The sequence below is a fragment of the Rhizobium sp. TRM96647 genome (assembly GCF_025780115.1).
Taxonomy (GTDB): domain Bacteria; phylum Pseudomonadota; class Alphaproteobacteria; order Rhizobiales; family Rhizobiaceae; genus Mycoplana.
In genome coordinates, this window is sequence record NZ_JAOXHF010000005.1 from 90,407 (window position 1) to 115,682 (window position 25,276).

20 protein-coding genes are annotated in these 25,276 nt (G+C 67.4%); 7 read left to right on the plus strand and 13 right to left on the minus strand.

Translation table 11 applies throughout. The features are described 5' to 3' along the window. Positions 1-60: 60 nt before the first annotated feature. Positions 61-855: a helix-turn-helix domain-containing protein gene (locus tag OCK02_RS11030; protein ID WP_263813363.1), complete on the plus strand. Its 795-nt coding sequence runs from the start codon at positions 61-63 to the stop codon at positions 853-855. 11 nt (positions 856-866) lie between these two features. Here the strand turns inward: OCK02_RS11030 and OCK02_RS11035 are convergent, their stop codons facing one another. From OCK02_RS11035 to OCK02_RS11085, 11 genes are all read right to left on the minus strand, one after another. Beyond that, positions 867-1,253, minus strand: a complete 387-nt coding sequence (locus tag OCK02_RS11035; protein ID WP_263813105.1) for a lipocalin-like domain-containing protein — start codon at positions 1,251-1,253, stop codon at positions 867-869. A 114-nt stretch (positions 1,254-1,367) separates the two neighbouring features. Then, positions 1,368-2,357, minus strand: a complete 990-nt coding sequence (locus tag OCK02_RS11040; RefSeq protein ID WP_263813106.1) for a threo-3-hydroxy-L-aspartate ammonia-lyase — start codon at positions 2,355-2,357, stop codon at positions 1,368-1,370. 95 nt (positions 2,358-2,452) lie between these two features. Next, entirely contained in the window at positions 2,453-4,099 is a 1,647-nt protein-coding gene (locus OCK02_RS11045; RefSeq protein WP_263813107.1) for an ABC transporter ATP-binding protein, read from the minus strand. Next, entirely contained in the window at positions 4,092-4,919 is an 828-nt protein-coding gene (locus OCK02_RS11050) for an ABC transporter permease (RefSeq protein ID WP_230804634.1), read from the minus strand. Before OCK02_RS11050 ends, OCK02_RS11045 begins: the two co-directional genes overlap by 8 nt. Continuing rightward, on the minus strand, positions 4,916-6,001 hold the full coding sequence (locus tag OCK02_RS11055; protein ID WP_412178806.1) for an ABC transporter permease: 1,086 nt from the start codon (positions 5,999-6,001) through the stop codon (positions 4,916-4,918). Before OCK02_RS11055 ends, OCK02_RS11050 begins: the two co-directional genes overlap by 4 nt. Positions 6,002-6,036: 35 nt before the next feature. After that, positions 6,037-7,626, minus strand: coding sequence for an ABC transporter substrate-binding protein (locus tag OCK02_RS11060; protein ID WP_230804636.1), 1,590 nt, complete (start codon positions 7,624-7,626; stop codon positions 6,037-6,039). Between the two features lie 294 nt (positions 7,627-7,920). Beyond that, positions 7,921-8,703 (minus strand): carnitinyl-CoA dehydratase, encoded by a 783-nt coding sequence (locus OCK02_RS11065; RefSeq protein WP_263813108.1) that lies wholly within the window; start codon positions 8,701-8,703, stop codon positions 7,921-7,923. Between the two features lie 4 nt (positions 8,704-8,707). Continuing rightward, positions 8,708-10,768, minus strand: a complete 2,061-nt coding sequence (locus OCK02_RS11070) for an acetate--CoA ligase family protein (RefSeq protein ID WP_263813109.1) — start codon at positions 10,766-10,768, stop codon at positions 8,708-8,710. 226 nt (positions 10,769-10,994) lie between these two features. Further along, positions 10,995-12,155 (minus strand): acyl-CoA dehydrogenase family protein, encoded by a 1,161-nt coding sequence (locus tag OCK02_RS11075; RefSeq protein WP_230804641.1) that lies wholly within the window; start codon positions 12,153-12,155, stop codon positions 10,995-10,997. 303 nt (positions 12,156-12,458) lie between these two features. After that, the gene (locus OCK02_RS11080) at positions 12,459-13,949 is read right to left on the minus strand and encodes a carnitine 3-dehydrogenase (RefSeq protein ID WP_263813110.1); all 1,491 of its coding nucleotides are present in this window, start codon (positions 13,947-13,949) and stop codon (positions 12,459-12,461) included. A gap of 182 nt (positions 13,950-14,131) precedes the next feature. After that, positions 14,132-15,034: a 3-keto-5-aminohexanoate cleavage protein gene (locus OCK02_RS11085; RefSeq protein ID WP_263813111.1), complete on the minus strand. Its 903-nt coding sequence runs from the start codon at positions 15,032-15,034 to the stop codon at positions 14,132-14,134. Positions 15,035-15,148: 114 nt separating this feature from the next. Here OCK02_RS11085 and OCK02_RS11090 point away from each other — a divergent pair, with 114 nt between their 5' ends. After that, positions 15,149-16,123, plus strand: coding sequence for a GlxA family transcriptional regulator (locus OCK02_RS11090; protein WP_263813112.1), 975 nt, complete (start codon positions 15,149-15,151; stop codon positions 16,121-16,123). A gap of 57 nt (positions 16,124-16,180) precedes the next feature. On the opposite strand, the gene OCK02_RS11095 is transcribed toward OCK02_RS11090, so the two are convergent. Further along, positions 16,181-17,167 carry an AraC family transcriptional regulator gene (locus OCK02_RS11095; protein ID WP_263813113.1) on the minus strand — a complete coding sequence of 329 codons (987 nt, stop codon included), beginning with the start codon at positions 17,165-17,167 and terminating at the stop codon, positions 16,181-16,183. A gap of 82 nt (positions 17,168-17,249) precedes the next feature. Between OCK02_RS11095 and OCK02_RS11100 the strand changes: the two genes are divergently transcribed. Beyond that, the gene (locus tag OCK02_RS11100) at positions 17,250-18,452 is read left to right on the plus strand and encodes an MFS transporter (protein ID WP_263813114.1); all 1,203 of its coding nucleotides are present in this window, start codon (positions 17,250-17,252) and stop codon (positions 18,450-18,452) included. Between the two features lie 23 nt (positions 18,453-18,475). Here the strand turns inward: OCK02_RS11100 and OCK02_RS11105 are convergent, their stop codons facing one another. After that, positions 18,476-19,750, minus strand: a complete 1,275-nt coding sequence (locus tag OCK02_RS11105) for a LysR family transcriptional regulator (RefSeq protein WP_263813116.1) — start codon at positions 19,748-19,750, stop codon at positions 18,476-18,478. 115 nt (positions 19,751-19,865) lie between these two features. Between OCK02_RS11105 and OCK02_RS11110 the strand changes: the two genes are divergently transcribed. The 4 genes from OCK02_RS11110 to OCK02_RS11125 are packed head-to-tail and all read left to right on the plus strand — an operon-like array spanning position 19,866 to position 25,209. Continuing rightward, the gene (locus tag OCK02_RS11110) at positions 19,866-21,401 is read left to right on the plus strand and encodes an aromatic amino acid lyase (RefSeq protein WP_263813117.1); all 1,536 of its coding nucleotides are present in this window, start codon (positions 19,866-19,868) and stop codon (positions 21,399-21,401) included. Positions 21,402-21,416: 15 nt separating this feature from the next. Further along, positions 21,417-22,799 (plus strand): dihydroorotase, encoded by a 1,383-nt coding sequence (locus tag OCK02_RS11115; RefSeq protein ID WP_263813118.1) that lies wholly within the window; start codon positions 21,417-21,419, stop codon positions 22,797-22,799. Then, complete coding sequence (locus tag OCK02_RS11120; RefSeq protein WP_263813119.1) at positions 22,796-24,106, plus strand: Zn-dependent hydrolase; 1,311 nt, start codon at positions 22,796-22,798, stop codon at positions 24,104-24,106. Before OCK02_RS11115 ends, OCK02_RS11120 begins: the two co-directional genes overlap by 4 nt. Next, entirely contained in the window at positions 24,106-25,209 is a 1,104-nt protein-coding gene (locus OCK02_RS11125; protein ID WP_263813120.1) for a DUF917 domain-containing protein, read from the plus strand. The genes OCK02_RS11120 and OCK02_RS11125 overlap by 1 nt, the downstream gene beginning before the upstream one ends. Positions 25,210-25,276: the final 67 nt, after the last annotated feature.

The following is a 25,276-nucleotide window of genomic DNA, read 5'->3' on the forward strand; positions in this document are numbered from 1 at the left end:
CGACTTGACGCGAACTGACGCTGGTTTACGCTGTCTCTTGACGTTCGACAGAGGTGTGCCCTGGCTGATCCCCCTTCCTTTACAGAGAACCTGCGCTTCGCCTGCGCGACGCGACGTTCGATCTCCGAGATCTGCCGGGAGATCAGCATAAACCGGCAGCAGTTCAACCGCTATATCGCCGGCGAGGCGCGGCCGTCGGCGCACAATGCGGCGCGCATCGCCGCCTTCTTCGGCGTGGCGCCGCAGGACTTCGACCTGCCGCCGAAACTGTTTGCCGCGCGGCTGACGCGACCCGACCGGGACCGCACCACGGCCGGCCGGCTGCTCGACGGCTTTCCCGGCGATATCGCGGCACTCCGCCGCCATGTCGGCTACTACCAGACCTATCATATCTCGCCCTCCTGGCCGGGACTGGTCGTCTGTTCCTGCGCGCGGATCTTCGAGGAGGGCGGGGCGATCCGGGTGAAATCGATCGAGCGCATCCACGATGCGGCCAACGAGATCCACCAGTTCTCGAAATATGTCGGCCTCGTCACCTTCTGGCGCAACCGCATCTTCATCACTGAGCGCAGCGTCGGCCAGCAGCCGATGCTGTCGCAGACGATCCTGATGCCGTTCAAGGTGCACCAGCGCGTCTACCTGCGCGGCACCACCATGGGCGTCTCCTGGCGCAAGGAGAACCTGCCCTACGCCTCGCGGATGATCTGGCGGCATATCGGGGCGGAGCCGGACCTGCGGCAGATGCTGTCGCGCTGCGGCGTGCTGCCGTTTACTTCACGGCAGTTGCCGGCCACCGTCCGCAGTTTTCTCGACACGCCGGAGGCGGAAGTACTGACGGTGCCGACGGATTATTGAGGATGCGCGGTTCAGACCTTCTCGAATTCGAGCGCGTAGACGACAGCTTCGCCGGTGAGCGGATCCTCGCCCGGCGCGCCGCTGATGAAGAGCCTGCGGCCCTCGATCCTATAGGGCCTGACGAGCGCCCCCCGCCATGCCGGGTTCCAGGCGCCGTCGACATGGTGGATTATACAGTTTCCCTCCACTGTGTAGGTAGCACAATAGGCGAGCATGGAATCGAAAAGCGCGGCCTTCTCCGCCGTGCTCGGCAGCGCGCCTTCCAGATGCCGGTCACGGGCAAAGACCACGGCCATCATGCGCCCATCCGCATGATAGGCTATGTAGCCAACCGGCGCCGGTCCCATCGCATCGGCAATCTCTCCCGTCGCCACCGACTGGCGCGTCCAGGTGAGCATCCTCCATGTCCCAAGAAGTGCGCTTGCGTCCGCCATGCTTCCACCTGCGCGCGCCAATCAACGGGGTCAGGATAACAAAGAGAGCGGCGCGGTGGAACCTGGCAGCGAGTGGCGCTACCGGCCGGCGACCATGACGGCAAAGGCTGCGACATCGACATTGCCGCCGCTGAGGATGATGCCGACGCGTTTGCCGGCGCAGGGGATCGTGCCGTTCAGCACGGCTGCGGCGGCAAGGCAGCCGGTCGGTTCGACGACGATCTTCATGCGCTCGGCGAAGAAGCGCATCGTCTCGACCAGTTGCGCATCGGTGACGGTGACGATGCCGTCCACCGTCCGCTGCAGGATCGGGAAGTTGTGGTAGCCGACATGGGTGGAGAGCGCGCCGTCGGCGATCGACCGCGGCACGGGGATATGCACGACCTCGCCCTTTGCGAGCGACTGCTGGCCGTCATTGCCGGCCTCGGGCTCGACACCGAAGATCGCGCAGCCCGGCGACAGCGCCCTTGCCGACAGGGCCGAGCCGGCGAGCAGGCCGCCGCCGCCGAGGGGGACGACCAGCATGTCGAGTTCGCCGGTCTCCTCGATCAGTTCGAGGGCCGCCGTCCCCTGACCGGCGATCACGTCGGGATGGTCATAGGGCGGGATCAGGGTCGCGCCGCGCTCGCGGGCCAGCCGATCGCTGATCGCCTGCCGGTCCTCCGTGTAACGGTCGTAGAGAACGACGTCCGCGCCGTAACCCCTGGTCGCCGCCATCTTCATCGCCGGTGCGTCCTTCGGCATGACGATGGTGGCCGGGGTGCCCTGCAACTGCGCGGCATAGGCGATGGCCTGGGCGTGGTTACCGGAGGAATAGGCGATGACGCCGTGCCGACGCACCTCCGGGGCGAGGGCGGCGATGGCGTTGTAGGCGCCGCGGAACTTGAAGGCGCCGATCCGCTGCAGGTTCTCGGCCTTGAAGAACAGGGTGGCGCCGGCCGCGGCGTCGGCCGTCCGCGAGGTGAGAACCGGCGTGCGGTGCGCGATGCCTGCGATGCGCGCCTGTGCCGCGCGGACGTCGTCGAAGGCAGGGATGTGAAGCGGGGTCTGGCCGGTGCCGTCGTTCATCAGGTCCTCGCGTCGTGGCAGGATGGGGAGTGTGCCGGGGCGCAACGGTCCCGGCAAGGCTGATCACGGCGGGAGAGGATCAAAAGCCGGGGGCATCAGTTCCCCGCGCTCTCCATCCGCCGTGTCTTCAGCACCTTTTCCAGCCAGCCGATCTCCATCTCGGGGACGGATTTCAGGAGCAGGTCGGTGTAGTCGTCGAAGGGCGGCGAGAGCACCTTCGACTTCGGGCCGAAGCGCACCAACCGGCCGCGGTGCATGACCGCCACGCTGTCGGCGATCGCACGCACGATGGCGATGTCGTGGGTAATGAACATGTAGGAGACCTGCGTTTCCTCCTGCAGCTTGAGAAGCAGCTTGAGGATGCCCTCGGCCACCAGCGGGTCGAGCGCCGAGGTCGGCTCGTCGCAGAGGATCAGATCGGGCCGGGCGGCGAGCGCACGCGCGATCGCCACGCGCTGCTTCTGGCCGCCGGAGAGCTCGGCCGGGTAGCGGTCGAGGAAGCGGTCGCCCATCTCGATCTGGTCGAGCAGTTCGCGCACGCGTTCCGTCTTCTGCTTGCCGTGCAGGCCATAGTAGAAGGTCAGCGGCCGGCCGACGATGTTGCGCACCGTCTGGCGCGGGTTCATCGCGGTATCGGCCATCTGGTAGATCATCTGGATCCGGCGCAGTTCCTCGTTCTTGCGGCCCTTGAGCGCGGGGGGCAGCGGCTTGCCGTCGAAGGTGACGGTGCCCTCCTGCGGCGGCAAAAGGCCGGTGATGACGCGCGCCAGCGTCGACTTGCCCGAGCCGCTCTCGCCGACGACGGCGAGCGTCTGGCCCTTCGGCAGGTGCAGCGAGACATCGCGCAGCACCTTGAAGCCGTTGGAATAGCCGGCGGTGACGTTGTCGACCTTCAGCAGCGTGTCCGACTGGTCCTTCGCCTCTTCGCGGCCGGTGCCGCGGACGTTGACCAGCGCCTTCGTATAGTCCTGCGTCGGTGCCTCGATGATCTGCCTGACCGTGCCGTATTCCACCATCTTGCCGTGGCGCAGCACCAGGATGTCGTCGGTGATCTGGGCGACGACGGCGAGGTCGTGGGTGATGTAGATGGCGGCGGTGTGCGTCTCCTCGATCGCGTGCTTGATCGCGGCGAGCACGTCGATCTGGGTGGTCACGTCGAGCGCCGTCGTCGGCTCGTCGAAGACGATCAGGTCGGGGTTCGGGCAGAGCGCCATGGCCGTCATCGCGCGCTGCAACTGGCCGCCGGAGACCTGGTGCGGGTAGCGCTGGCCGAAGGTCTCGGGATTGGGGAGGCCGAGAATGTTGAACAGATGGAGGGCGCGCTTCTCCGCCTCCGCCCGGCTCATGATGCCGTGCCTGAGCGAGGCCTCGATCACCTGTTCGCCGAGCCGGTGGGCGGGGTTGAAGGCGGCCGCCGCCGATTGCGCGACATAACAGACCCTGGCGCCGCGCACCTTGCGGATGCCGGCATGGTCGAGCTTGAGCAGGTCCTGCCCGTCGAGAAGGACCTCGCCGCCGGTGATGCGGACGCCGCCGCGGCCATAGGCGAGCGCGGTCAGGCCGATCGTCGACTTGCCGGCGCCGGATTCGCCGATCAGGCCCAGCACCTTGCCCTTCTGGACGTCGAAGTTGACGCCCTCGACGAGGGTGACGGTCTTCGGCGGCTCGCCCGGTGGATAGCTCGTCGCCTCGATCTTCAGATTGCGGACGGAGAGCAGGTTGGCCGTTGATGGTTCAGGCATCGCCGCGTCCTCCCTTCAGGCTCGAGGTGCGTTTCATCAGCCAGTCGACGACGAGGTTGATGCAGATGGTCAGGAGCGCGATCGCAGCCCCGGGGATGAGGGCTGCGGAGATGCCGAAGATGATGCCGTCCTTGTTGTCCTTGACCATGCCGCCCCAGTCGGCGGCCGGCGGCTGGATGCCGAGGCCGAGGAAGGAGAGGGTGGAGAGGAACAGGATGGAGAAGGCGAAGCGCAGGCCGAACTCGGCGAGCAGCGGCGACAGCGTGTTCGGCAGGATCTCCCGGAAGATGATCCAGCCCGTGCCTTCGCCGCGCAGGCGCGCCGCCTCGACGAACTCCATCACCGCGACGTCGAGTGCCACGGCCCGGCCGATGCGGTAGACGCGGGTACTGTCGAGGATCGCCATGACGAGGATCAGGATCCACAATTGCTGCGGCAGGACGGCAAGCACGACGAGGGCGAAGATCAGCGTCGGGATCGCCATCATCAGGTCGTTGAAGCGGGAGAACAGCTGGTCGACAAGCCCGCCGGTGACGGCGGCGACGAAGGAGAGCAGCATGCCGAGGCTGAAGGACAGGATGGTCGCGGCGAGCGCCACGAAGATCGTCGTGCGGGCGCCGTAGATCAGCCGGGAGAGCAGGTCGCGGCCGAGATTGTCGGTGCCGAACAGGAAGTCGCCGCCCATCGGCGCCCAGATGTCGCCGACGATCTCGCTCTCGCCATAGGGGGCGATGAAGGGGGCGAAGATGGCGCAGAACAGGGCAAGCGCGATGCCCGCGATGCCGATCCATGCGCTTAGGGGAATGGCGCGCAGTCTCATCGTGGGTGCCTCAGTCTCGGATTGGCGATGATGGCGAGGATGTCCGCCGTCATGTTGAGGAAGATGTAGAAGGCGGCGAAGATCAGGCCGCAGGCCTGCACCACCGGCATGTCGCGCACCGTCACCGCGTCGACCATGTACTGGCCCATGCCGGGATAGACGAACACGACCTCGACCACGACGACGCCGACGACGAGATAGGCGAGGTTCAGTGCAATCACATTGATGACCGGGGCGACCGCGTTGGGGGCGGCGTGCCTGGCGATGATGCGGAGCCCGCTGAGGCCCTTCAGTTCCGCCGTCTCGACATAGGCCGAGGACATGACGTTGAGGATCGCCGCGCGCGTCATGCGCATCATGTGGGCGAGGACGACCAGCACCAGCGTTGCGGTCGGCAGCGCGATCGCCGAGAGGCGCTGGGTGAAGCCCATGCCGTCATAGACGGTGGCCGGAAAGGTGGCGATGCCCATCTGCACGGCGAAGAACAGGATCAGCAGGTAGCCCACGAAGAATTCCGGCAGCGAGATCGCCGCCAGCGAGAAGACGTTGATGACCTTGTCGGCCAGGCGGTCGCGGAACTGCACGGCGAGCATGCCGAGGCCGATCGCGAGCGGGATCGATATCAGGGCCGCGAAGAAGGCGAGGAACAGCGAGTTGCCGAGCCGCTTGCCGATCTGCTCGCTGACGGAGTTGCGCGAGGCCCAGGAGGTGCCGAAATCGCCTTGCAGCGCGCCGCCCAGCCACTGGAAGTAGCGCGTCGTCGCCGGCTGGTCGAGGCCGAGGTCCTTGCGGATGTTCTCGACGGCCTGCGGGGTCGCGGACTGGCCGAGATAGGTGGTGGCGAAATCGCCGGGCAGGGCTTCGACGCCGCCGAAGATCATCAGCGACACGGCGAAGAGAAGGGCGACGCTGAGAGCGAGGCGCTGCAGGATCAGTGCTGCGAGCGGGCTTCTCCTGGAAAAGCCCCCCCAGGGCGAGAACGAGCCCTGGTCATTCGGGGATGCGGCGGGCGGGGGCTGCGTAATGGGACCCGATCCGGCCAGGCCGGAAAGCTGCGGGTTTCCACCCGCAGCCTCCGTCATTGCCGGGCCCTGATCTTGTGCCGGTCCGCCAGGCATCAGGATTCCAGCCAGACGCGCGTTGCGACATAGCCGTTGGACATGTCGTTGCCGATGTCATGGACATAGCCCTTGACCTGCTTGGAAGCGGCGTTGACGAAGTCGTTGAACATCGGAAGGATCAGGCCGCCCTCGTCGCGCACCATCATGCCCATGGTGTGGTACATCTCCTTGCGCTTGGCCTCGTCCAACTCGGAGCGGGCCTCGAGCAGGATCTTGTCGAAGTCCGGACGCAGGAAGCGGGTGTCGTTCCAGTCGGCGGTCGAGAGATAGGCGGTCGAGTACATCTGGTCCTGGGTCGGGCGGCCGCCCCAGTAGGAGGTCGAGAACGGCTGGACGTTCCAGACGTTGGACCAGTAGCCATCGCCCGGCTCGCGCTTGACCTCGACATTGATGCCGGCCTTCTTGGCGCTTTCCTGGTAGAGGACCGCGGCATCGACCGCGCCCGGGAAGGCGACATCGGAGGTGCGCAGCAGCACCGTGCCGTCATGGCCGGACTTCTTGTAGTGGAAGGCGGCCTTGTCGGGATCGTAGGCGCGCTGCTCGATCCCTTCCGGGAAGAGCGCGTAGGTCTCGTTGATCGGGAAGTCGTTGCCGATCTTGCCGTAGCCGCCGAGGATCTTCTGCACCATCGTCTCGCGGTCCATGGCGTATTTCAGCGCCAGGCGGAGGTCGTTGTTGTCGAAGGGCGCGGTGTTGCAGTGCATGATGAACACGTAGTGGCCGCGGCCGGAGGTGTTCAGGATCTCGACCGTGGGCGCGCGCTTCAGGAGGTCGACGGTCTTGGGGTCGACGCGGTTGATGTAGTGCACCTGGCCCGACGACAGGGCGGCGATACGCGCGGTGGCGTCGTTCATGGCGATCAGTTCGACGCTGTCGACGAAGCCGCGGTCGGAGCGCCAGTCGTCGGCGTTCTTCTCGAAGGTGGCGCGCACGCCGGGCTCGAAGCTTGCGACCTTGTAGGGGCCGGTGCCGATCATCGCGTTCGGATCGTCGAGGCCGCCGTTCGGCTGGATGACCAGATGGTAGTCGGTCAGAAGCAGCGGCAGGTCGGCGTTGCCTTCGGTCAGCACGAGGACGAGCTTGTCGCCGTCGGCCTTGATCTCCTTGATCGACTTCATCACGCCGAGCGCGCCGGATTCCGACTTCTCGTCGGTGTGGCGCTGCAGGGTCTTGATGACGTCGTCGATCGTCAGTTCCTTGCCGTCATGGAACTTGACGCCCTTGCGGATGTTGAAGGTCCAGGTGGCGGCGTCGGCGGACGGCTCCCAGGATTCAGCCAGCGCCGGAACCGGAGCGCCCGTCAGCGGCTCGGATTCGACCAGCATGTCGCCCCAGCAGCGGCCGGCGACGAAGGTGAACTGCGAAAGCGATTTTGCCGGGTCTTTTGAATCAGTTGCGGCTGCGCCTTCAAGTCCGAGCTTGAGATGGCCGCCGCGCTTGGGCTCCTGCGCCCTGGCGGCGGTGTCGAACATCGTGCCGGCGGCGGCGAGCGTGACGCCGAAGGCGGCAGCGCGGCCCATGAATTCGCGGCGGTTCATCTTGCCCAGCAGCACCTGGCGCGCGAGATAATCGGTATAGTCCGTCATTCCCCTGTTCCCTTCGTTAGACCGCTTGCGGCCTTCTTGTGTCTGGTAGAATTTCTGGTCTGCCGCCTGTCCTGTCGCAACGGCGGCTGTGCGGTGGCGCGCGGCGGCGCCTCATGCGTGGTCAATGGTCTCCTTCATGTACACGGCCGCTTGCTGATTGATAAGATTACTGAAAATGGCACAAATGTAACGTCTTAAATTTCCTCGCTTGTGTATAAACGGCACTTACGCAAATGCCCGCGACGAGCGCGAGCACGCATTTTCAGGGCATGGCGGTGTGGATAAAAAGGCCGCTCAGCGGCCCTTCCACACCGGATCTCGCTTCTCGGCGAAGGCGCGGGCGCCTTCGAGCTGGTCCTCGCTCGAATAGAGGACGTCCACCGTCGGAAACTGGCGGCGGGTGATCCTGTTCATCGTCGTCTGGAACGTCTCGCCCTCAGCCGCGCGCACCACTTCCTTGATCGCAGCATAGACCAGCGGCGGGCCGCTCTCCAGAAGCCTTGCCAGTTCCCAGGCCCGGTCCAGAAGCTTGTCCGCCGGCAGGATCTCGTTGACGAAGCCCCAGCGATGCGCCTCCTGCACGTCGAGCCAGCGGCCGGTCAGAAGCATGTCCATGGCGATGTGGTAGGGGATGCGCTTCGGCAATTTGATCGAGGCGGCGTCGGCGACGGTGCCGGAACGGATCTCGGGGAGGGCGAAGGTGGCGTGCTCGGCGGCGAGGATCAGGTCGGTCGAGAGTGCGATCTCGAGACCGCCGCCGCAACAGATGCCGTTTATGGCCGCGATGATCGGCTTGTTGAGGTCGCGCAGTTCCTGCATGCCGCCAAAGCCGCCGATGCCGTAGTCGCCGTCGACCGCGTCGCCCGCGGCCGCCGCCTTCAGGTCCCAGCCCGGGCAGAAGAATTTTTCGCCGGCGCCGGTGACGATGGCGACGCGCAGCGTGTCGTCGTCGCGGAAATCGCGGAAGATTTCGCCCATGATGCGGCTCGTCACCAGATCGATCGCGTTGGCTTTCGGGCGATCGATCGTGACTTCGAGGATGCCGCCTTCGCGGCGCTTGCGGATCGGTCCGGTCATGGGCTCACTTCCTCAGACGGATCAGGGCGTCTGCCGCGACAACCCCGTCGCCGTCAGCAAGCACCATGATAGGATTGATATCGAGTTCATCGACAATTGAAGCGTTTGAAACGACATAGGATGCCGCCGATGCGACGGCTGCGACGAGCGCGTCGACGTCGCCGGGCGGGCCACCGCGATAGCCCTGGAGCAGTTTTGCGATCTTCAGGCCGGAAATCGCCGCGCGGATCGCATTCTCGTCGGTCGGAAGCGTGAGAATGGCCGAATCCTCCAGCAATTCGACCAGGATTCCGCCTGCACCGACCGTGAGCACCGGACCGGCGACGGGATCGCGCATCGCGCCGACGATGACCTCGGCGACAGGGCGACCGACCATCTTCTCGACGAGATAACCGGACGCGACACCGGCCATGGCGGCGGCGGCTTCCAGCACTGCCTCCCGCGTCTGCAGGTTGAGCTTCACCGCCCCGGCCTCGGTCTTGTGGGCGACGCCAAGGCCCTTGAGCACGACCGGGAAGCCGAGTGCTTCGGCGGCTTCCGCCGCCTGTGCCGGATTCTCCGCCACGCGGCCCTCGGGGACGGGAAGGCCGTATGCTGCCAGCGCCTTCTTGGCCTCGTGCTCCGTCAGCGTCACCGGTTCGCCATCGTCTGCACCAGCCCTGACCAGCGGCGCGGGCAGGGGCTTCTCCCAGAGGGCGCCGATCGTGGCTGCGGCTTCGGCTGCCGCCAGCGCCTCCTCGATGCCGCAGAAGGGCACGACGCCGTTTGCCATCAGCATCAGCGCGGTCTCCTCGGGCATGTTCTCGCCCATGCTGGCGAGGATGCCGGCGAGTGCGCCGGACGCCCGCGAGGCGTCGATGACGGCATGGCAGGTCGTCACCCAGTCGCTCGCGTCGCAGCGGTCGAGGCGGGGAAAATCGAGCACGATCAGGTTCAGCGCATAGCCACCCCGCATCATCGCGGTGAAGGCCTCGGTCTGCTTCTCGCGGTTGCCCCAGACGAAGGTGTGGTAGTCGAGCGGGTTTGCGATCGTCACCATCTGCCCGAGGCTTTCGCGCAGCGGCATTCGCTGCTCTTCGCGCAATGCCCGGTAGACCACCTTCCGCTTCACCCCGGCGTCGGCCATCAGCGAGGCCTCGCCGCCGGAGCAACTCATCGAGGAGATATCGAAGCTTGCGAGCGGGCCGTGCAGGTGCAGGAGCTTCAGGGTCTCGAGCAGTTCCGGCAGCGTCTCGACGCGGCCGATGCCGAGGCGGGAGAGGAGTGCCGTGGAGACGGCGTCGTTGCCGGCGAGCGAGGCGGTGTGCGAGACGGTGGCAAGCTGGGCCTGCTCGGACTTGCCGACCTTCAGCGTCACCACCGGCTTCTTCAGTTCGCGGGCGCGTCGGGCGAGCCGTTCCAGCGCCTCGATGCTGTCGAAGCCCTCGATGTGCAGGCCGACGGCGGTGACGCGCGGATCCTCCAGTACCGCGCAGGCGAGGTCGCAGAGCCCCGTCTGCGCCTGGTTGCCGGCCGTGAGGATGTAGGCGAGCGGCAGGCCGCGCTGCTGCATGGAGATGTTGCAGGCGATGTTGGAGGACTGGGTGAGGACGGCGACGCCACGCTCGATCCTGACCATGCCGTGCTGGTCGGGCCATAGCAGCGCGCCATCAAGCATGTTGATGAAGCCGTAGCAGTTGGGCCCGAGGATCGGCATGTCTCCGGCAGCGGCGACAAGCGCCTTCTGCAGGTCGTCGCCGTCGGCGAGCTCGGTCACCGCCTCGCGAAAGCCCGAGGCGTAGCAGACGGCACCGCCGGCGCCGCGGGCGGCGAGGTCGCGGATGATCTCGATCGTCAGGTTGCGGTTGACGCCGACGAATGAGGCGTCGGGGGCCTCGGGGAGGTCTGCGACGGAGCGATAGCAGCGGCGGCCGTGGATCTCTTCCTTGGTCGGATGGACCGGCCAGATCGCGCCGGCAAAGCCCATCTTGTCGCACTGTTCGATGACGCGCCCCGCCTCCTTGCCGCCGAAAACGGCGATGGAGCGGGGGCGGATGAGACGGTCGAGGGAGCGGGGGGACGTCATGCCGGTATCTCTCCGCGGGTCAAAACCCCTCCCCAACCCCTCCCCACAAGGGGGAGGGGCTCGGATGCCGCGCCGGTTTGGCCACATCGACGCATCGCCACCCGGACAGGTGATTGAACGGGCAGGGCGGTCGCAGCAGGGCTGCCCCTCCCCCTTGTGGGGAGGGGTTGGGGAGGGGACTTTGGGATGTGGGGAAAACGGGCCTTCAGCGGAGCAATCCTCATCCTCAAGCCCCCAGCGGCCGCAGCAGGTCGCGGCTGATGATGTGGCGCTGGATTTCGGAGGTGCCGTCCCAGATGCGCTCGACGCGGGCGTCGCGCCAGAAGCGGGCGAGGGGAAGATCGTCCATCAGGCCCATGCCGCCATAGATCTGGATCGTCTCGTCGGTGACCCGCGCGAGCATTTCGGTGGCGAAGACCTTGGCCGAGGCGATCTCGCGGTTGGCCGGCAGGCCCTGGTCGAGGCGCCAGGCGGCCGACAGGGTCAAAAGGTCGGCGGCATCGATCTCGGTGATCATGTCGGCGAGCTTGAAGGAGACGCCCTGGTTGGCGCCGATCGGCTTGCCGAACTGCTTGCGCTCGGCCGCGTAGGACAGGGCGTAGTCGAAGACGCGCCGCGCCCGGCCGACAGAGGTGGCGGCGACGGTGATGCGGGTCGCGTACAGCCAGTCGTTGGCGAGGTCGAAGCCGCGATGGACTTCGCCCAGGATCTGCGACGAGGGCAAGCGGCAGTCGTCGAAGGAAAGGATGCAGTTCTTGTAGCCGCGGTGGGAGACGGAATTGTAGCCCTCGCGGATCTCGAAGCCCGGCGTGCCGCGGTCTACGAGGAAAGAAGTGATCAGCTTCTTCGGGCCGCGCGGCGTCTGTTCCTCGCCGGTGGCGATGAAGACGATGACGAAATCGGCGATGTTGGCGTGGGAGATGAAGTGCTTGGTACCGTTGACGATCCAGTCGTCGCCGTCCTTCTTGGCAAAGCATTTCATGCCGCGCACGTCGGAGCCGGCGTCCGGTTCGGTCATGGCGAGCGCATCGAACTTGTCACCGCGGACGGCGGGTATGAGGTACTTCTCGCGCTGCTCGGCGTTGCAGCCCATCAGGATGCCGGAGGGGCGACCGAAGAACACCGTCAGCGCCATCGAGCCGCGGCCGAGTTCGCGCTCGACGAGCGTAAACGAGGTGTGGTCGAGCCCGGCGCCGCCGACTTCCTCGGGGAAATTGCAGCCGAAGAAGCCGATCTCCTTGCACTTGCGGGCGATATCTTGGCCCAGTTCCGGCGGCACGAAACCCGTTCGCTCCACCTCGTTTTCGTGCGGATAGATCTCGGTCTCGACGAAGCTGCGGACCGTATCGACGATCATCTGCTGTTCGTCCGTCAGTGCGAAGTTCATGCTGTTCTCCCTCGTTTGTTCGGGGTGGCGCTTGTTGCCCGCCCCTCATCCGCCTGCCGGCACCTTCTCCCCGCAAGCGGGGCGAAGGGCATTGCCGTGGCGTCTCGTCCTCTGCCGCCCGGTCCCATCCGGCCGGGCGTCAAAGCCTCGCCGGTCCAGGCGGTATGCAATCTCTCCGTCGGCGCTTCGTTCTCCCGCGAAGCGCCGGGCGTTTGCAGCTTGTCCCTTCTGCCCGCTTGCGGGGAGAAGGTGCCGGCAGGCGGATGAGGGGCGGTCCCCTCAGTTGCTCCCGCCATCGCGATCCTAGCGCTTCTGCCCCACATGACGCCCGGCGCCATCGGGCACCGGCAGGCGCGCATGGGCCTCGGTCAGCGCCTTCACCTTGTCGAGCACGTGCGCCGGAGCGGCGACCGCCTTGCCGGCCTTTGAGTCCACGTGCAGCATCATCTGCTCGGCGGTGGCGATCGCTTCGTTGGTCTCGGCATTGTAGATGGTCGAGAAGAACTGCAGGCGCTTTTCGTCCGAGGACAGGATCTGGCAGGTGGTAGTGAGCGCGTCGCCGAGCTTGGCCTCGCCGAGATGGCGGATATGAGTCTCGACGGTGTAGTAGCTGTGGCCGTCGCGGACATATTCGAGGTCGACGCCGATCAGGCGCAGCACGCCGTCGGAGGTGTCGCCGAACACCTGCAGGTAACGGTGCTCGGTCATGTGGCCGTTATAGTCGACCCAGGCGGCAGAAACCTTGGTGTCGAGGATCTTCAGCGGCTTGACCTCGCCGAGATCGACCTCCGGCTTCTTGGCGTTCGCCCAGAGATAGTCCTCGAACTCGGTCAACAGCTTGCCCGCACCCCAGCCGCGGCCGTCGTCGCCGGCCTTCAGGGCGTGCATGATGCCGACGAGGTTCTGGTCACGGATGCGCTCCAGCTCGCGGATGCCGCGGGCGCCGGACTGGGCGTCGGACTGGCTGGCGATCTTCTCTGTCAGTTCGTCGTCGAGATCGACGACGTCCGTCAGCTTCGTCCAGGGCCAGGACAGGCAGGGACCGAACTGGGCGATGAAGTGGCGCATGCCGGCTTCGCCGCCGGCGATGCGGTAGGTCTCGAACATGCCCATCTGCGCCCAGCGCATGCCGAAGGAATAGCGGATGACGTCGTCGAGCGTCTCGGTGTCGCAGATGTCGTCCTTGATCAGCCACAGGCCCTCGCGCCAGACGGCTTCGAGCAGACGATCGCCGACGAAGGCCTCGATCTCCTTGTTGATGATGACGCCCTTCATGCCGATGGTGGCGAGCTTGGTCTTGGCGTCTTCCAGCGTCGCGCGCGCCGTCTTCTCGCCGCCGACGAGTTCGGCGAGCGGCAGCAGATAGACGGGGTTGTAGGGGTGGGCGACGAACATGCGCTCGGGATGCTTCATGTCGCGCTGCAGGTCGGTCGGCATGATGCCGGAGGTCGACGAGCCGATCAGCGCCTTGGGGTCGGCGGCCGCATCGATCTGGGTGATGACGCCGCGCTTCAGGTCGACGCGCTCGGGCACGCTTTCCTGAATCCAGTCAGCGCCTTGCACGGCTTCCTCGATGCTCTTGACGAAAGTGAACTTGCCCTTCGGCGGCAGCGGCGCCATGGTCAGCATGCCGTAGGCGCGCTCGGCATTGGCCATCACCTCGCCGATGATGCGTTCGGCTTCCGGGTGCGGGTCGAAGATCGCGACATCGATGCCGGCCAGCGCAAACCGCGCCGCCCAGGCCCCGCCGATGACGCCGCCGCCGATGCAGGCTGCCTTGGTGATCTTGGTCATGTGAATTCCCTCTCAATTGAGACCCCTCCCCAACCCCTCCCCACAAGGGGGAGGGGCTTAACCTGCCGATCCGCTCTGCCCGTCTCGACACGTCGAATTGGCGGAGCGGCTCGGTTGTGTCGCCGGCGGCGCCACGGGTTAAGCCCTCCCCCTTGTGGGGAGGGTTGGGAGGGGTGTTTTTCTTATCGCTTGGTCAGCTTCAGCTTTTCGCGTACCTCGGCGGGGCCGATGATGCGGGCGCCCATGTTCTCGACGACGGTGACCGCCTTCTCGACGAGCTGGGCATTCGTCGCGAGCTGGCCCTTGCCGACATAGAGGTTGTCCTCCAGCCCGACGCGGACGTTGCCGCCGGCGAGCACGGCGGCTGCCGGGTAGGCCATGGCGTTGCGGCCGATCGAGAAGGCCGAGAAGGTCCAGTTGGCGGGCACGTTGTTGACCATCGCCATGTAGGTGTTGAGGTCGTCGGGGGCGCCCCACGGGATGCCCATGCAGAGCTGGATCAGCACCGGATCCTCGATCAGGCCTTCCTCGACCAGCTGCTTGGCGAACCAGAGGTGACCGGTATCGAAGGCCTCGATCTCGGGGCGGACGCCGAGGTCGGTCATCTGCTTTGCCATGGCGCGCAGCATCGAGGGCGTGTTGGTCATCACGTAGTCGCCGAGCGAGAAGTTCATCGTGCCGCAGTCGAGCGTGCAGATTTCCGGCAGGCATTCGGCGACGTGGGAGACGCGCTCGGTGGCGCCGGCCATGTCGGTGCCCTGTTCCTTCAGCGGCAGCGGCTTTTCGACGTCGCCGAAGATCATGTCGCCGCCCATGCCGGCGGTGAGGTTGAGCACGATGTCGACCTCGGCCTGGCGGATGCGGTCGGTCACTTCCTTGTAGAGGTCGTTGCGGCGCGAGGGAGCGCCTGTCTCGGGATCGCGGACGTGACAGTGGATGACGGCAGCACCGGCCTTGGCGGCCTCGACGGCGGCCTCTGCGATCTGCTTCGGCGTGATCGGCACGTGCTTCGACTTGCCGACGGTGTCGCCCGAGCCGGTGACGGCGCAGGTGATGAAGACATCTCGGTTCATGGAAAGGGGCATTTCGTTCTCCCGGATTTGTTCGTTGCGGCCATTACGAGCCAAGCCGATGCAACGTGCTTTTCAATTTCGGCGGCATTCTTTACACTTCAGGAAGATTGTGAAGGAGTTGCGCCGATGCTCGAACCGTCGTCGGACACGCTCGAACTGGACATTCTCGTGCTGCCGGAGACGAACCTGATCCTCGTCGCCTCCGTCATAGAGCCCTTGCGCGCCGCAAACCGGCTCTCCGGGCAGGACCTCTACCGCTGGCGGCTGTTCTCGCCGGATGGTGCGGCGATCGAGACGCGCAGCCGCATTCCCGTTCCCGTCGACGGACCGTTCCGGCCCGAGCAGGAGACGGTGCCGCTGTTCATCCTGTCGAGCTACCAGTGGCAGGCGAGCGCGACGCCGGCGCTCAGGCGGCAGCTGTCGCGTACCGCCCGGCACCGCACGATGATGGTTGGGATCGAATCGGGGAGCTGGCTCCTGGCGCAGGCCTGCCTGCTCGACGGCCATTCGGTGACGATCCACTGGGAGGATCGCGAGGATTTCGCCGCCGCCTATCCGCAGGTCAACGTGCTGACGGAGCGCTATGTCATCGACGGCAAGCGCATCACCAGCGGCGGCTCGCTGCCGACGCTCGACCTGATGCTCGAGATCATCCGGAGGCGGCAGGGCTATTCGCTGGCGCTGGAGGTGTCGCGGATCTTCATCTACGAACACGAGCGCACCGGCGGCCTGCTGCAGGTGCCTGCGCTCGGCAACATGCGGGTGGCCGACCAGCGGGTCAGCCAGGCGGTGCGGCTGATGGAGGAGACGGTGGAGGCGCCGGTGACGCTTGCGCGCCTCGCCCGCCGGATCGGCATTTCCGCCCGCCACCTGCAGGACCTTTTCCAGGAGACGATGGGGGTGGCGCCGCACCAGCACTATCTGGCGCTCAGGCTGAACGCGGCCCGGCGCAAGGTGATCGAGACCAGGCACGAATTCGCCGACATCGCCGCCGCCACCGGCTTCAACTCCTCGTCCGCCTTCTCCCGCAGCTACCGCGCGCACTATCACGAGAGCCCGACGGAAACACGCCGGCGGCTGCGGACGGCGGGGAAGGGGTGAGGATTGGGGAAAGGCGGGCGGCAGGCCGCTGTCGGCTTCGAGTTCAGGGCATGACCGCTATTGCGGGCGTGCATGGCTTCCCGGCGGATGGCCGGTGATGCGCTTGAAGGCGCGGCTGAAGGCGGCCTGCGAGCCGTATCCGAGCCTCAGCGCCACAGCCTCTATCGGCAGCCGCTCCTTCGACAGCCATTGCGTCGCCAGCCGCATGCGCAGTTCCGTCAGGTAGCGCACGGGCGTCACACCGGTGACCTCCAGGAACCGTTCGGCAAAGACCGAGCGCGAGGCGCCCATGATGTCGGCCAGTTCGGCCACGGTCCATTCGCGCCCCGGCGCGTTGTGGAGCGCGACGATGACGCGCCCGAGGCGCGGGTCGCGGAGGGCTGCGACCCAGCCGGTGGCATCGCCGCATCCGCACTCTACCCAGGCCCTGACGATGAAGGCGGCCACGACGTCGGCGAGCCGCGCCAGAATGCCGGCAAAGCCGGCGCGGGCGCCCTTCGCCTCGCGCTCCATCGCCTCCAGCATCGGCAGGATCTCCGGGTAGCGCTCGACCAGCGTGCCGACCAGCATCACCTCCGGCATCAGGGAGACCAGCGGGTGAAGGCCGCCGAGGTCGAATTCCATGCAGCCGCTGAAGACGATTGCGCGCTCGTCGGTGCATTCCGATCCGCCCTTGCAGGCGCTGATGGCGCTGACGGAGGCACAAATGGGTGCTGCCGAAAGCGCGCGGACGTCCTGGCACTGGCTGTCGGGGCGCGAGACAAGGGCATGGCTGCCGCCGCGCGGCAGGAGCACCGCATCGCCGGTGTTCATCGTGTGGAGGGTGCCGGCCGGCGTGCGCAGGTGGACCGGGCCGCAGGCGACGAAATGAAACTGGGCGCGGCCCTCGACTTCCCCGAAAGCCAGGCCGAAGGGCGGCGTCACCTCAATGCGGCGATAGTCGAGGCCGACGAGCCGCATGCCCATCAGCAACTCGCTGACGAGGTCGGGATGGACAGCGCTGCGCGAAGCAGGGCTGGTGTTTTCGGACTTACGATCAAGCATTGCGGTGTTTGTGCCATAGATCGTCCGAAGGGTCCAGCCTAGGGTTTGTGCAGTGCATCATTCTCCAATCAAGGGCAAACCCATGAACCCCACCTTCCATTCCTCCGAAACCGGCGATGCCGTCGACCGGCCCGCCTGGGGCGCCGTGTTCTCCATGGCGCTCGGCGTCTTCGGGCTCGTGACGGCGGAATTCCTGCCGGCGAGCCTTCTGACGCCGATCGCCGCCGAACTGGCCATCACCGAGGGGGCGGCGGGGCAGGCAGTGACGGCGACCGCCGTGGTCGGCATGGTCGCGAGCCTGCTGATCACCTCGCTGGCGCGCCGGACGGACCGGCGCCACCTGCTGCTGTTCTTCTCGCTGCTCCTGATCGTCTCGAACCTGATGGTGGCGTTTGCGCCGGGCATGGCGACGCTCCTTGTCGGCAGAGTGCTGCTCGGGGTTGCGCTCGGCGGCTTCTGGGCGATGGCGACGGCGGTGACCATGCGGCTCGTCCCGCCGGCATCGGTGCCGCGGGCGCTGTCGATGATCTTCAGCGGCGTGTCGGCGGCGACGATCGTGGCGGCACCGGTCGGCAGCTATCTCGGCGCGCTTGCGGGCTGGCGGACGGTCTTCGTGCTGGCGGCTGGTCTCGGCGCAGCAGCACTCGCAATGCAGTTCCTGACCCTGCCGCGGCTGGCGCCTGCGGGCGCCACGAGCCTCAAGGCGTCGCTCAGGGTTCTCGTCCGGCCGAGCGTCGGGCTCGGAATCCTGGCCGCCACCCTGGTCTTCGGCGGTCATTTCGCCTTCTTCACCTATCTGCGCCCGTTCCTTGAAGCCGATGTCGGCGCAGGCATCGCGACCGTCTCGTCGATCCTGCTCGGCTTCGGGCTTGCCAACTTCGTCGGAACCCTCGTCGCCGGCCTGCTGATCGGCCGCAGCCTGCGGCTGACCTTGACGCTGATGCCGCTGCTGATGGCCGCGATCGCCTTCGTCCTGACGGCGAGCGCGCCGTCGCTGCTTCTCGACGCCGCGGTGATCAGGCTCTGGGGCCTGCTGTTCGGCGCGGTCCCGGTCGCCTGGTCGGCCTGGCTGGCGCGCACCGTGCCCGACGAGGCGGAAAGCGCCGGCGGCCTGCTCGTCGCCGCCATCCAGTTCGCCATCGCCATGGGCGCCGCCGTCGGCGGGGTGATCTTCGATGCCAGCGGGGCCACGGGCGTGTTCACCGCAAGCGGGCTGGTGCTGGCCGCGGCCGCCATCGGCATTCTCCTCGGAGTGAAGCCGCGGCCGGCCGTCTCGGTCGCCTGACCTGGGAGACTGCGCCCCGCGCGTCACCCGCGCGGGGCGGCATGCCTGTCCGGCGTGCCCTTGCCGGGCGGCGGTGCGGCCGGGTGACCATCGACCGCGGAAAGAATCTCCATCACCGCCTGCGCCGTCTGGCGCGACAGCGCGTTCCGGGGCCAGACGAGGTTCAGGGTCTGCCGGAAGCGGGCGTCGAGGCGGATCAGCGCCGGCGGGTCGGCAAGGCGGGAGACGGACTGCTCGGGCAGGATCGACAGATAGCCGTGCTCGCGCACCAGATTGACGATGACGGGGATGGAATCGACCTCCACCAGCGTCAGCCTCGCCCGCTCGGCGGCAGACAGCATGCTTGCGAGATAGAGGTCGGTCATCTGGCGCAGGCCGCTCCTGGCGCTCGGGACGGCGACCGGCAGCCTGCGCAGCAGGTCCGCAACCTCTTCGCCATCCTTCACCGCCGACCTCGAAACGGCGAGCGCCAGCGGCGAACGGCTGACGAGGGCGCCGTCGAATTCGGCCGGAAAACGATCGACGTCGAGAAGGGCGAGGTCGAACCGGCGGGCCTGCAGGCCGGAGATCAACTCGTCAGCCGTGGTCGAGGCGATGAAGAGCGGCTGGCGGGGGTGCTTTCCTTGCCAGCCGGCCGCGAGGGTGGCCAGCATGCGGGCAATGTCGCTCTCGTGGCCGAAGGGAATGACCGAGCCGAGCCGCCACGTCCGCGCGCTCTTGCGGAAGCGTTCGTCGGAGGCCTGCGACAGGTTCGCCCAGATGTTTTCGATGCGCTCGGCGAGCGCAAGGACCGCGACGCCCGCGTCCGTGCAGGCGACGCCGCCGCGCGAGCGGACGAGCAGGGGGACACCGATCTCCCGTTCCAGCCGGGCGAGTTGCCGGGTCAGTTGCGGCTGTCCGAGCCCGAGCATGCGCGCGGCCCTGCGGATGCTGCCGGCGCCGACCGTCGCGCTGAAGCGGGCGAGGGTCTCCAGCGGGATCTGCGGCATCGGCCGGACCGGCCGGGGCGGGGTTTGCGGCAAGGGGACGGCCGGGCGGGCGTTGTCTTCCCGGCCAATGAGAAGCAGTTCCTTCGCCGCCGCTGCGATTTCCGCCAGCCGCTCCATGCGCGCCTGCGCATCGAGCGTCGGTACCAGCATCGCGCCCTCCCGGCGCACGAGCGGCATGGAGATCGCCGCCTCCAGCCGCCGCAGCGCGGCGCTGGCGCTGGAGGCGGGCCGGCCTTCCAGCCTTGCGGCCGCGCGCACGCTGCCGGTTCGCAGCGTCGCCTCGACAAGGCAGAGTGTGGCAAGGTCCATCCGCGCGCTCCCGATGCCGGCCATGATTGTTCGGATGATGGCATCTACCGTACGAATATTGGGATATATCCGATTTTTCCACCTTGCATAGAGTTGTCCGCACAGGGGAACGACAATGCTTGCAAACGCCGAGACCTTCTATCTGACGGGAGAACCGCTGGGCTTTGCCGCGCTGGAGGCCATCGGCCACGCAGCGACCCGGCCGAAGGCCTGCGAGATGGGCATGGGGCGCATCGGTGCGGCGCGCAAGGTGATTGCCGACCGTCTCGCCTCGGGGCTGCCGGTCTACGGTTCCAACACCGGCGTCGGCTCGATGAAGGACAAGCTCTGGACGGTCGACGACCTGATGGAGTTCAACCACAACCTCGTCCGGGCGCATCATTTCGGCACCGGTGAGCCGTTCTCGCTGCCGATCGTGCGCAAGGCGATGGCGATCCGCATCAACACGGCGCTGTCAGGCTATTCCGGCTGCAGCCCGGAACTGGTCGACGCCTTTTTGGCGCTGCTCGAACGCGACGTCGTCCCCGTCGTGCGCCGGCACGGCTCTATGGGCTGCGCCGATATCGGCCTGATGGGGCAGGTGGCGTCCGTGCTGACGGGCGAGGGCGAGGCCTACTTCCAGGGCGAACGGCTGCCGGCGGCGGTCGCCCTTTCCCGCGCCGGGCTGCAGCCGTTCCGCATGCAGCCGCGCGATGCGCTGGCGGCGCTCAGCGTCAACGCGATCGCCCATGCGGCGGCCGCCGACGTCACCCGCGAGGCGGCAAAGGCGATCCGCAACCTGATGGTGACGGGGCTGCTCTCCTCGCTGGCGCTCGGCGCCTCGTCCGATCCCTGGCGGGTGGCCGCAAGGCTTTCCGGCCATGGCGAGGCGCTGGCCGGACGCTGGTTTTCGGCGCAGGCCGCCTCCTGCGCCTGGCCGAAGCCGTCGGCCATCCACGATCCGCTCAGCCTGCGCATGACGGCGCAGGTGTTCGGCGCCTGCCTCGATACGCTGATGAACGCCGCCGAGCGCATCGTCGAGGCGACCGCCCAGACCGACGACAACCCGGTGGTGATCGACGAGTACGTGATGGCGTCCGGCGGCTCGCTGCCGCTGTCGACGGCGCTCTATGTCGAGGCGGCGCAGACCGGATTCGCCCATCTCGCCCGCAACGTGCTGAACCGCTGCGTGCTGCTCGCCAACGGCGTGCGCCGCAACCTGCCGGTCAACCTCGTCGCCCCCGGGGAGGCTGCGACCGGCTTCGGCCCGCTGGTCAAGCTCGCAGTCGAGCTCTACATGCGCATCCAGTCGCTGGCGCTGCCGATCTCCGCCCAGTCGATCGTCGTCGCCGGCGGGCTGGAGGAGGAGGCGACGTTCCTGCCGCTGATCGTGGAGCGGATGGAGAGCCAGGTGCGCGACCTGCGCCAGCTCGCGGCACTGGAGGGCATGTTGTCGGCGCAGGCGATCGACCTTGCCGGCGACAGTCCGGAGGGCGTCGCCGCGGTCGCCTACGCGCGGGTGCGGACGGTGACGGAATTCTATCGCAAGGACCGCCTGCTTTCCGCCGAGATCGAGGCGCTGGATCGCGACCTTGCCTGTCCTGATGCGCTGGCCTCCTTCGCGGCGGCGGCGCCGATGGACGATTTCGACGCGTTCTTTGCGCTGGCGTGAGGAGAGGGGACGCCGATGGCCGAATTCGATCTGGTGGTAAAAGGAACGGTGGTCCTGCCCGACCGCATCGTCGAGGGCGGCCATGTGGCCGTTCGCGACGGCAAGGTCGTCCATGTCGGGCAGGGGGCGATGCCGGCCGCCCGCGAGCGCCACGACCTGAAAGGGGTCCTGATCCTGCCCGGCGCGATCGACGCGCAGGTGCATTCGCTGTCGCAGAAGGACCAGGAGGATTTTGTCTGGTCGACGCGCTCGGCCGCCGCCGGTGGCGTCACCACGATCGTCGACATGCCCTATGACGAGGGCGACCTCGTCTGCTCGGCCGAGGCCGTCGGCCGCAAGGTGGCGCATGCGGAAAAGCAGGCGCGGGTCGATTTCGCGCTCTACGGAACGATCGACCCGGAGGAGGGGCCGGCGCGCATCGCCGAAATGGTCGAGGCGGGCGTCGCCGCCTTCAAGTTCTCCACCTTCGGCACCGATCCGAAGCGCTTTCCGCGCATCCCGGCGGCCCTGCTCGAAGACTGCTTCCGCGCGATCGCGCCGACTGGGCTTTCGGCCGGCGTCCACAACGAGGACGACGAGGCGGTGCGGGCAGCGATTGACAAGGTGCGGGCGCTCGGCATCACCGACTGGCGCGCCCACGGCCTGTCGCGGCCGCCGCTGACGGAGCTTCTCGCCACGAACCAGGTCTACGAGACCGGCGCTGCGACTGGCTGCCCGGCCCATGTCGTCCACTGCTCGCTCGGCCGCGGCTACGAGATCGCGGCCAGCTACCGCGCGCAGGGCCATCGCGCCACGATCGAGTGCTGTATCCACTATCTCACGCTGGACGAGGAAAACGACGTGCGCCGGCTCGGCGGCAAGGCGAAGATCAACCCGCCGATCCGTCCGCGTGCCGAGGTGGAGAAACTGTGGCGGCATGTGGCGGACGGCAACGTCACGCTGGTCTCCACCGATCACGTCAGCTGGTCGGAAGACCGCAAGACCAATCCCGACATGCTTGCGAACGCGTCGGGCGTGCCGGGGCTGGAGGTGATGGTGCCGCTGTTCGTCAAGGGCGCGCTCGAGCGCGGCATCCCGCTGACGCGGGCGGCGGAACTGATGAGCCTGAACCCGGCGCGGCATTTCCGCCTCGACCATGTGAAGGGAGCGCTGGAGCCGGGCAGGGATGCCGATATCGCCGTGCTGACGCCCGAGCCCTGGACCTATGACGCCGCCGAAAGCGGCAACAACGTCGTCGGCTGGTCGCCCTATAACGGCATCCGGCTGCCCTGGCGGGTGGCCGGCACATTCCTGAGCGGGAAGCTCGCCTTCGACGGCCGGCGGGTGCTGGCCGAGCCGGGCACCGGCGCCTTCGTGCGGCCGCTGCCGACACGCGTGACACGGGGGGCAGGACAATGAGCGCGCCGGGTATCAACCTGCCGGTCGATCCGGCCCGGATCGCCGCCGTGATCGAGGGGCTTGCGGCGATCACCGAACCGGGCCGGCCCTATACGCGGCGGGCGTTCTCGCCGCTCTATCCGGCCGGCCGCGGTTTCCTGCGCGAGCGCTTCGAGGCGGCGGGGCTGGAGACCCGCATCGACGCCGGCGGCAACCTGATCGGCCGGCGGCCGGGCAAGGTTCCCGGGCTCGGCACGATCATGCTCGGCTCGCATTCCGACACCGTTCCCGACGGCGGGCGCTTCGACGGCATCGCCGGCGTGGCGGCGGCGCTGGAGGTGGCGCGGTCGCTTGCCGATCGCGGCGTCGAACTCGACCACGACCTGGAGATCGTCGATTTCCTTGCCGAGGAAGTATCGATCTTCGGCGTCTCCTGCATCGGCAGCCGCGGCATGGCGGGCGTGCTGCCGGAGGAGTGGCTATCGCGCCAGAGCGGCGAACTGACGCTGGCCGAAGGCATCCGGCAGGCAGGCGGCGACCCCGCGCAGCTTGCAGCCGGCGGACGCAGCGACATCCGGGCCTTCATGGAGCTTCACATCGAGCAGGGGCGGGTGCTTGAGGAAGAGAAGTTCGACATCGGCGTCGTCACCGCAATTGCCGGCATCACGCGCATCGAGATCGTGGTGGACGGGCGGGCGGACCATGCGGGGACGACGCCGATGGGCGGCCGCGTCGATGCGCTCGCCGCCGCGGCACGGCTGGTGACGGGGGTGGAGGCGCTGGCGAAGTCGCTCGCCGGCGGCCGGTTCCACTTCACCGCCACCGTCGGCGAATTCTCGGTCGAGCCGAATGCTGCCAATGTCGTTCCCTCGCGGGCGAGGCTTCTGATCGATGCGCGGGCCGAGGAGCGGGCGATGATGGAACTCTTCGCCAATTCGCTCGACCAGTTGGCCGGAGAGATCGCCCGCGAGACGAAGACGACCATCGCCGCCCCGCGCCGCATCTCCGACAACCCGCCGACGCCGGCCGACCGGATGCTGGTGGGCGTGCTGGATGCGGCCTGCATCACCGCAGGCGCCAGCAACCGCCGCATGGTGTCCGGCGCGGGCCACGACACCGCCTGGATGGCGCGGGCGACGCGCTCGGCGATGATCTTCGTTCCCTGCCGCGACGGGCGCAGCCACGCGCCGGAGGAATGGGCGGAGAACGACGACATCGCGATGGGTGCGGCGGTGCTTCTTCACGCCGTGATGCAACTGGACCGCGACCTTCGGGATCATGATCCGTCAGGCCAGGAACCTCGCAATGTGAATCAGGAGAGCGGCTGATGGGGCGGATTTTAAAGGAGAAAGACGTCGAGGCGGCGGTGCGCGGCGGCTCTGTCTATGCTGCCGGCGGCGGCGGATGGGCCGATCACGGCCGCATGCTCGGCCATGCCGCCGTGTCGATCGGCAAGCCGGAGTTGATCGGCATCGACGAGCTCTCGGATGACGACTGGGTGGCAACCGCTGCCGCGATCGGCGCGCCGGCCTCGACGACGCCGTGGGAGATGCGCGGCGTCGACTACGTCAGGGCGGTCGAACTGCTGCAGGACGCACTGGGCGAGAGGGTGGCGGCGCTGATGGTCGGCCAGAACGGAAAGTCGTCGACGCTGAACGGCTGGTTGCCGTCGGCGATCCTCGGCACCAAGGTGCTGGACGCCGTCGGTGACATCAGGGCGCACCCGACCGGCGACATGGGATCGATCGGCATGGCCGGCTCGCCCGAACCTGTCATCCAGACGGCGGCCGGCGGAAACCGCGAGGAGAACCGCTATATCGAGCTCGTCGTGCGCGGCGCAACGGCCAAGGTCTCGCCGGTCCTACGCACCGCCGCCGACCAGTCCGGCGGCTTCATCGCCTCGTGCCGCAATCCGCTCCGGGCCTCCTATGTGCGCGCCAACGCCGCCCTCGGCGGCATCTCGCTGGCGCTGAAGCTTGGCGAGGCGATCCTGGCGGCCGAGGCGCGCGGCGGGACAGCGGTGATCGATGCGATCGTCACCACCACCGGCGGGGCGATCCTGTCGGAGGGGACGATCACGGAGAGGTCGGTTACCTACACAAAGGAAGCCTTCGACATCGGCACGGTGACGCTCGGCCGGGGAGACAATGCCGTCATCCTGCATGTGATGAACGAGTACATGGCGGTGGAGACCGCCGGCGGCGTGCGGCTTGCGACCTTCCCGGACGTGATCACCACGCTCTCGCCGGAGGGCGAACCCTTGAGCGTCGGCCAGCTCGAGGTCGGGATGCGGGTGTTCGTGCTGCACGTGCCGAAGACGGTCATTCCGCTGGCGTCGAGCGTGCTGGACCCGACGGTCTATCCACCCGTGGAGAAGGCGATGGGGATCGAGCTGGCACGGTATGCGCTGGGGCCTGTGCCCTCCGCTTGAGGGGGAGGTGGGCGGTGCGGCCTTCCCTCTTCTCCCCTCGGGGAGAAGATGCCCGTCAGGGCAGATG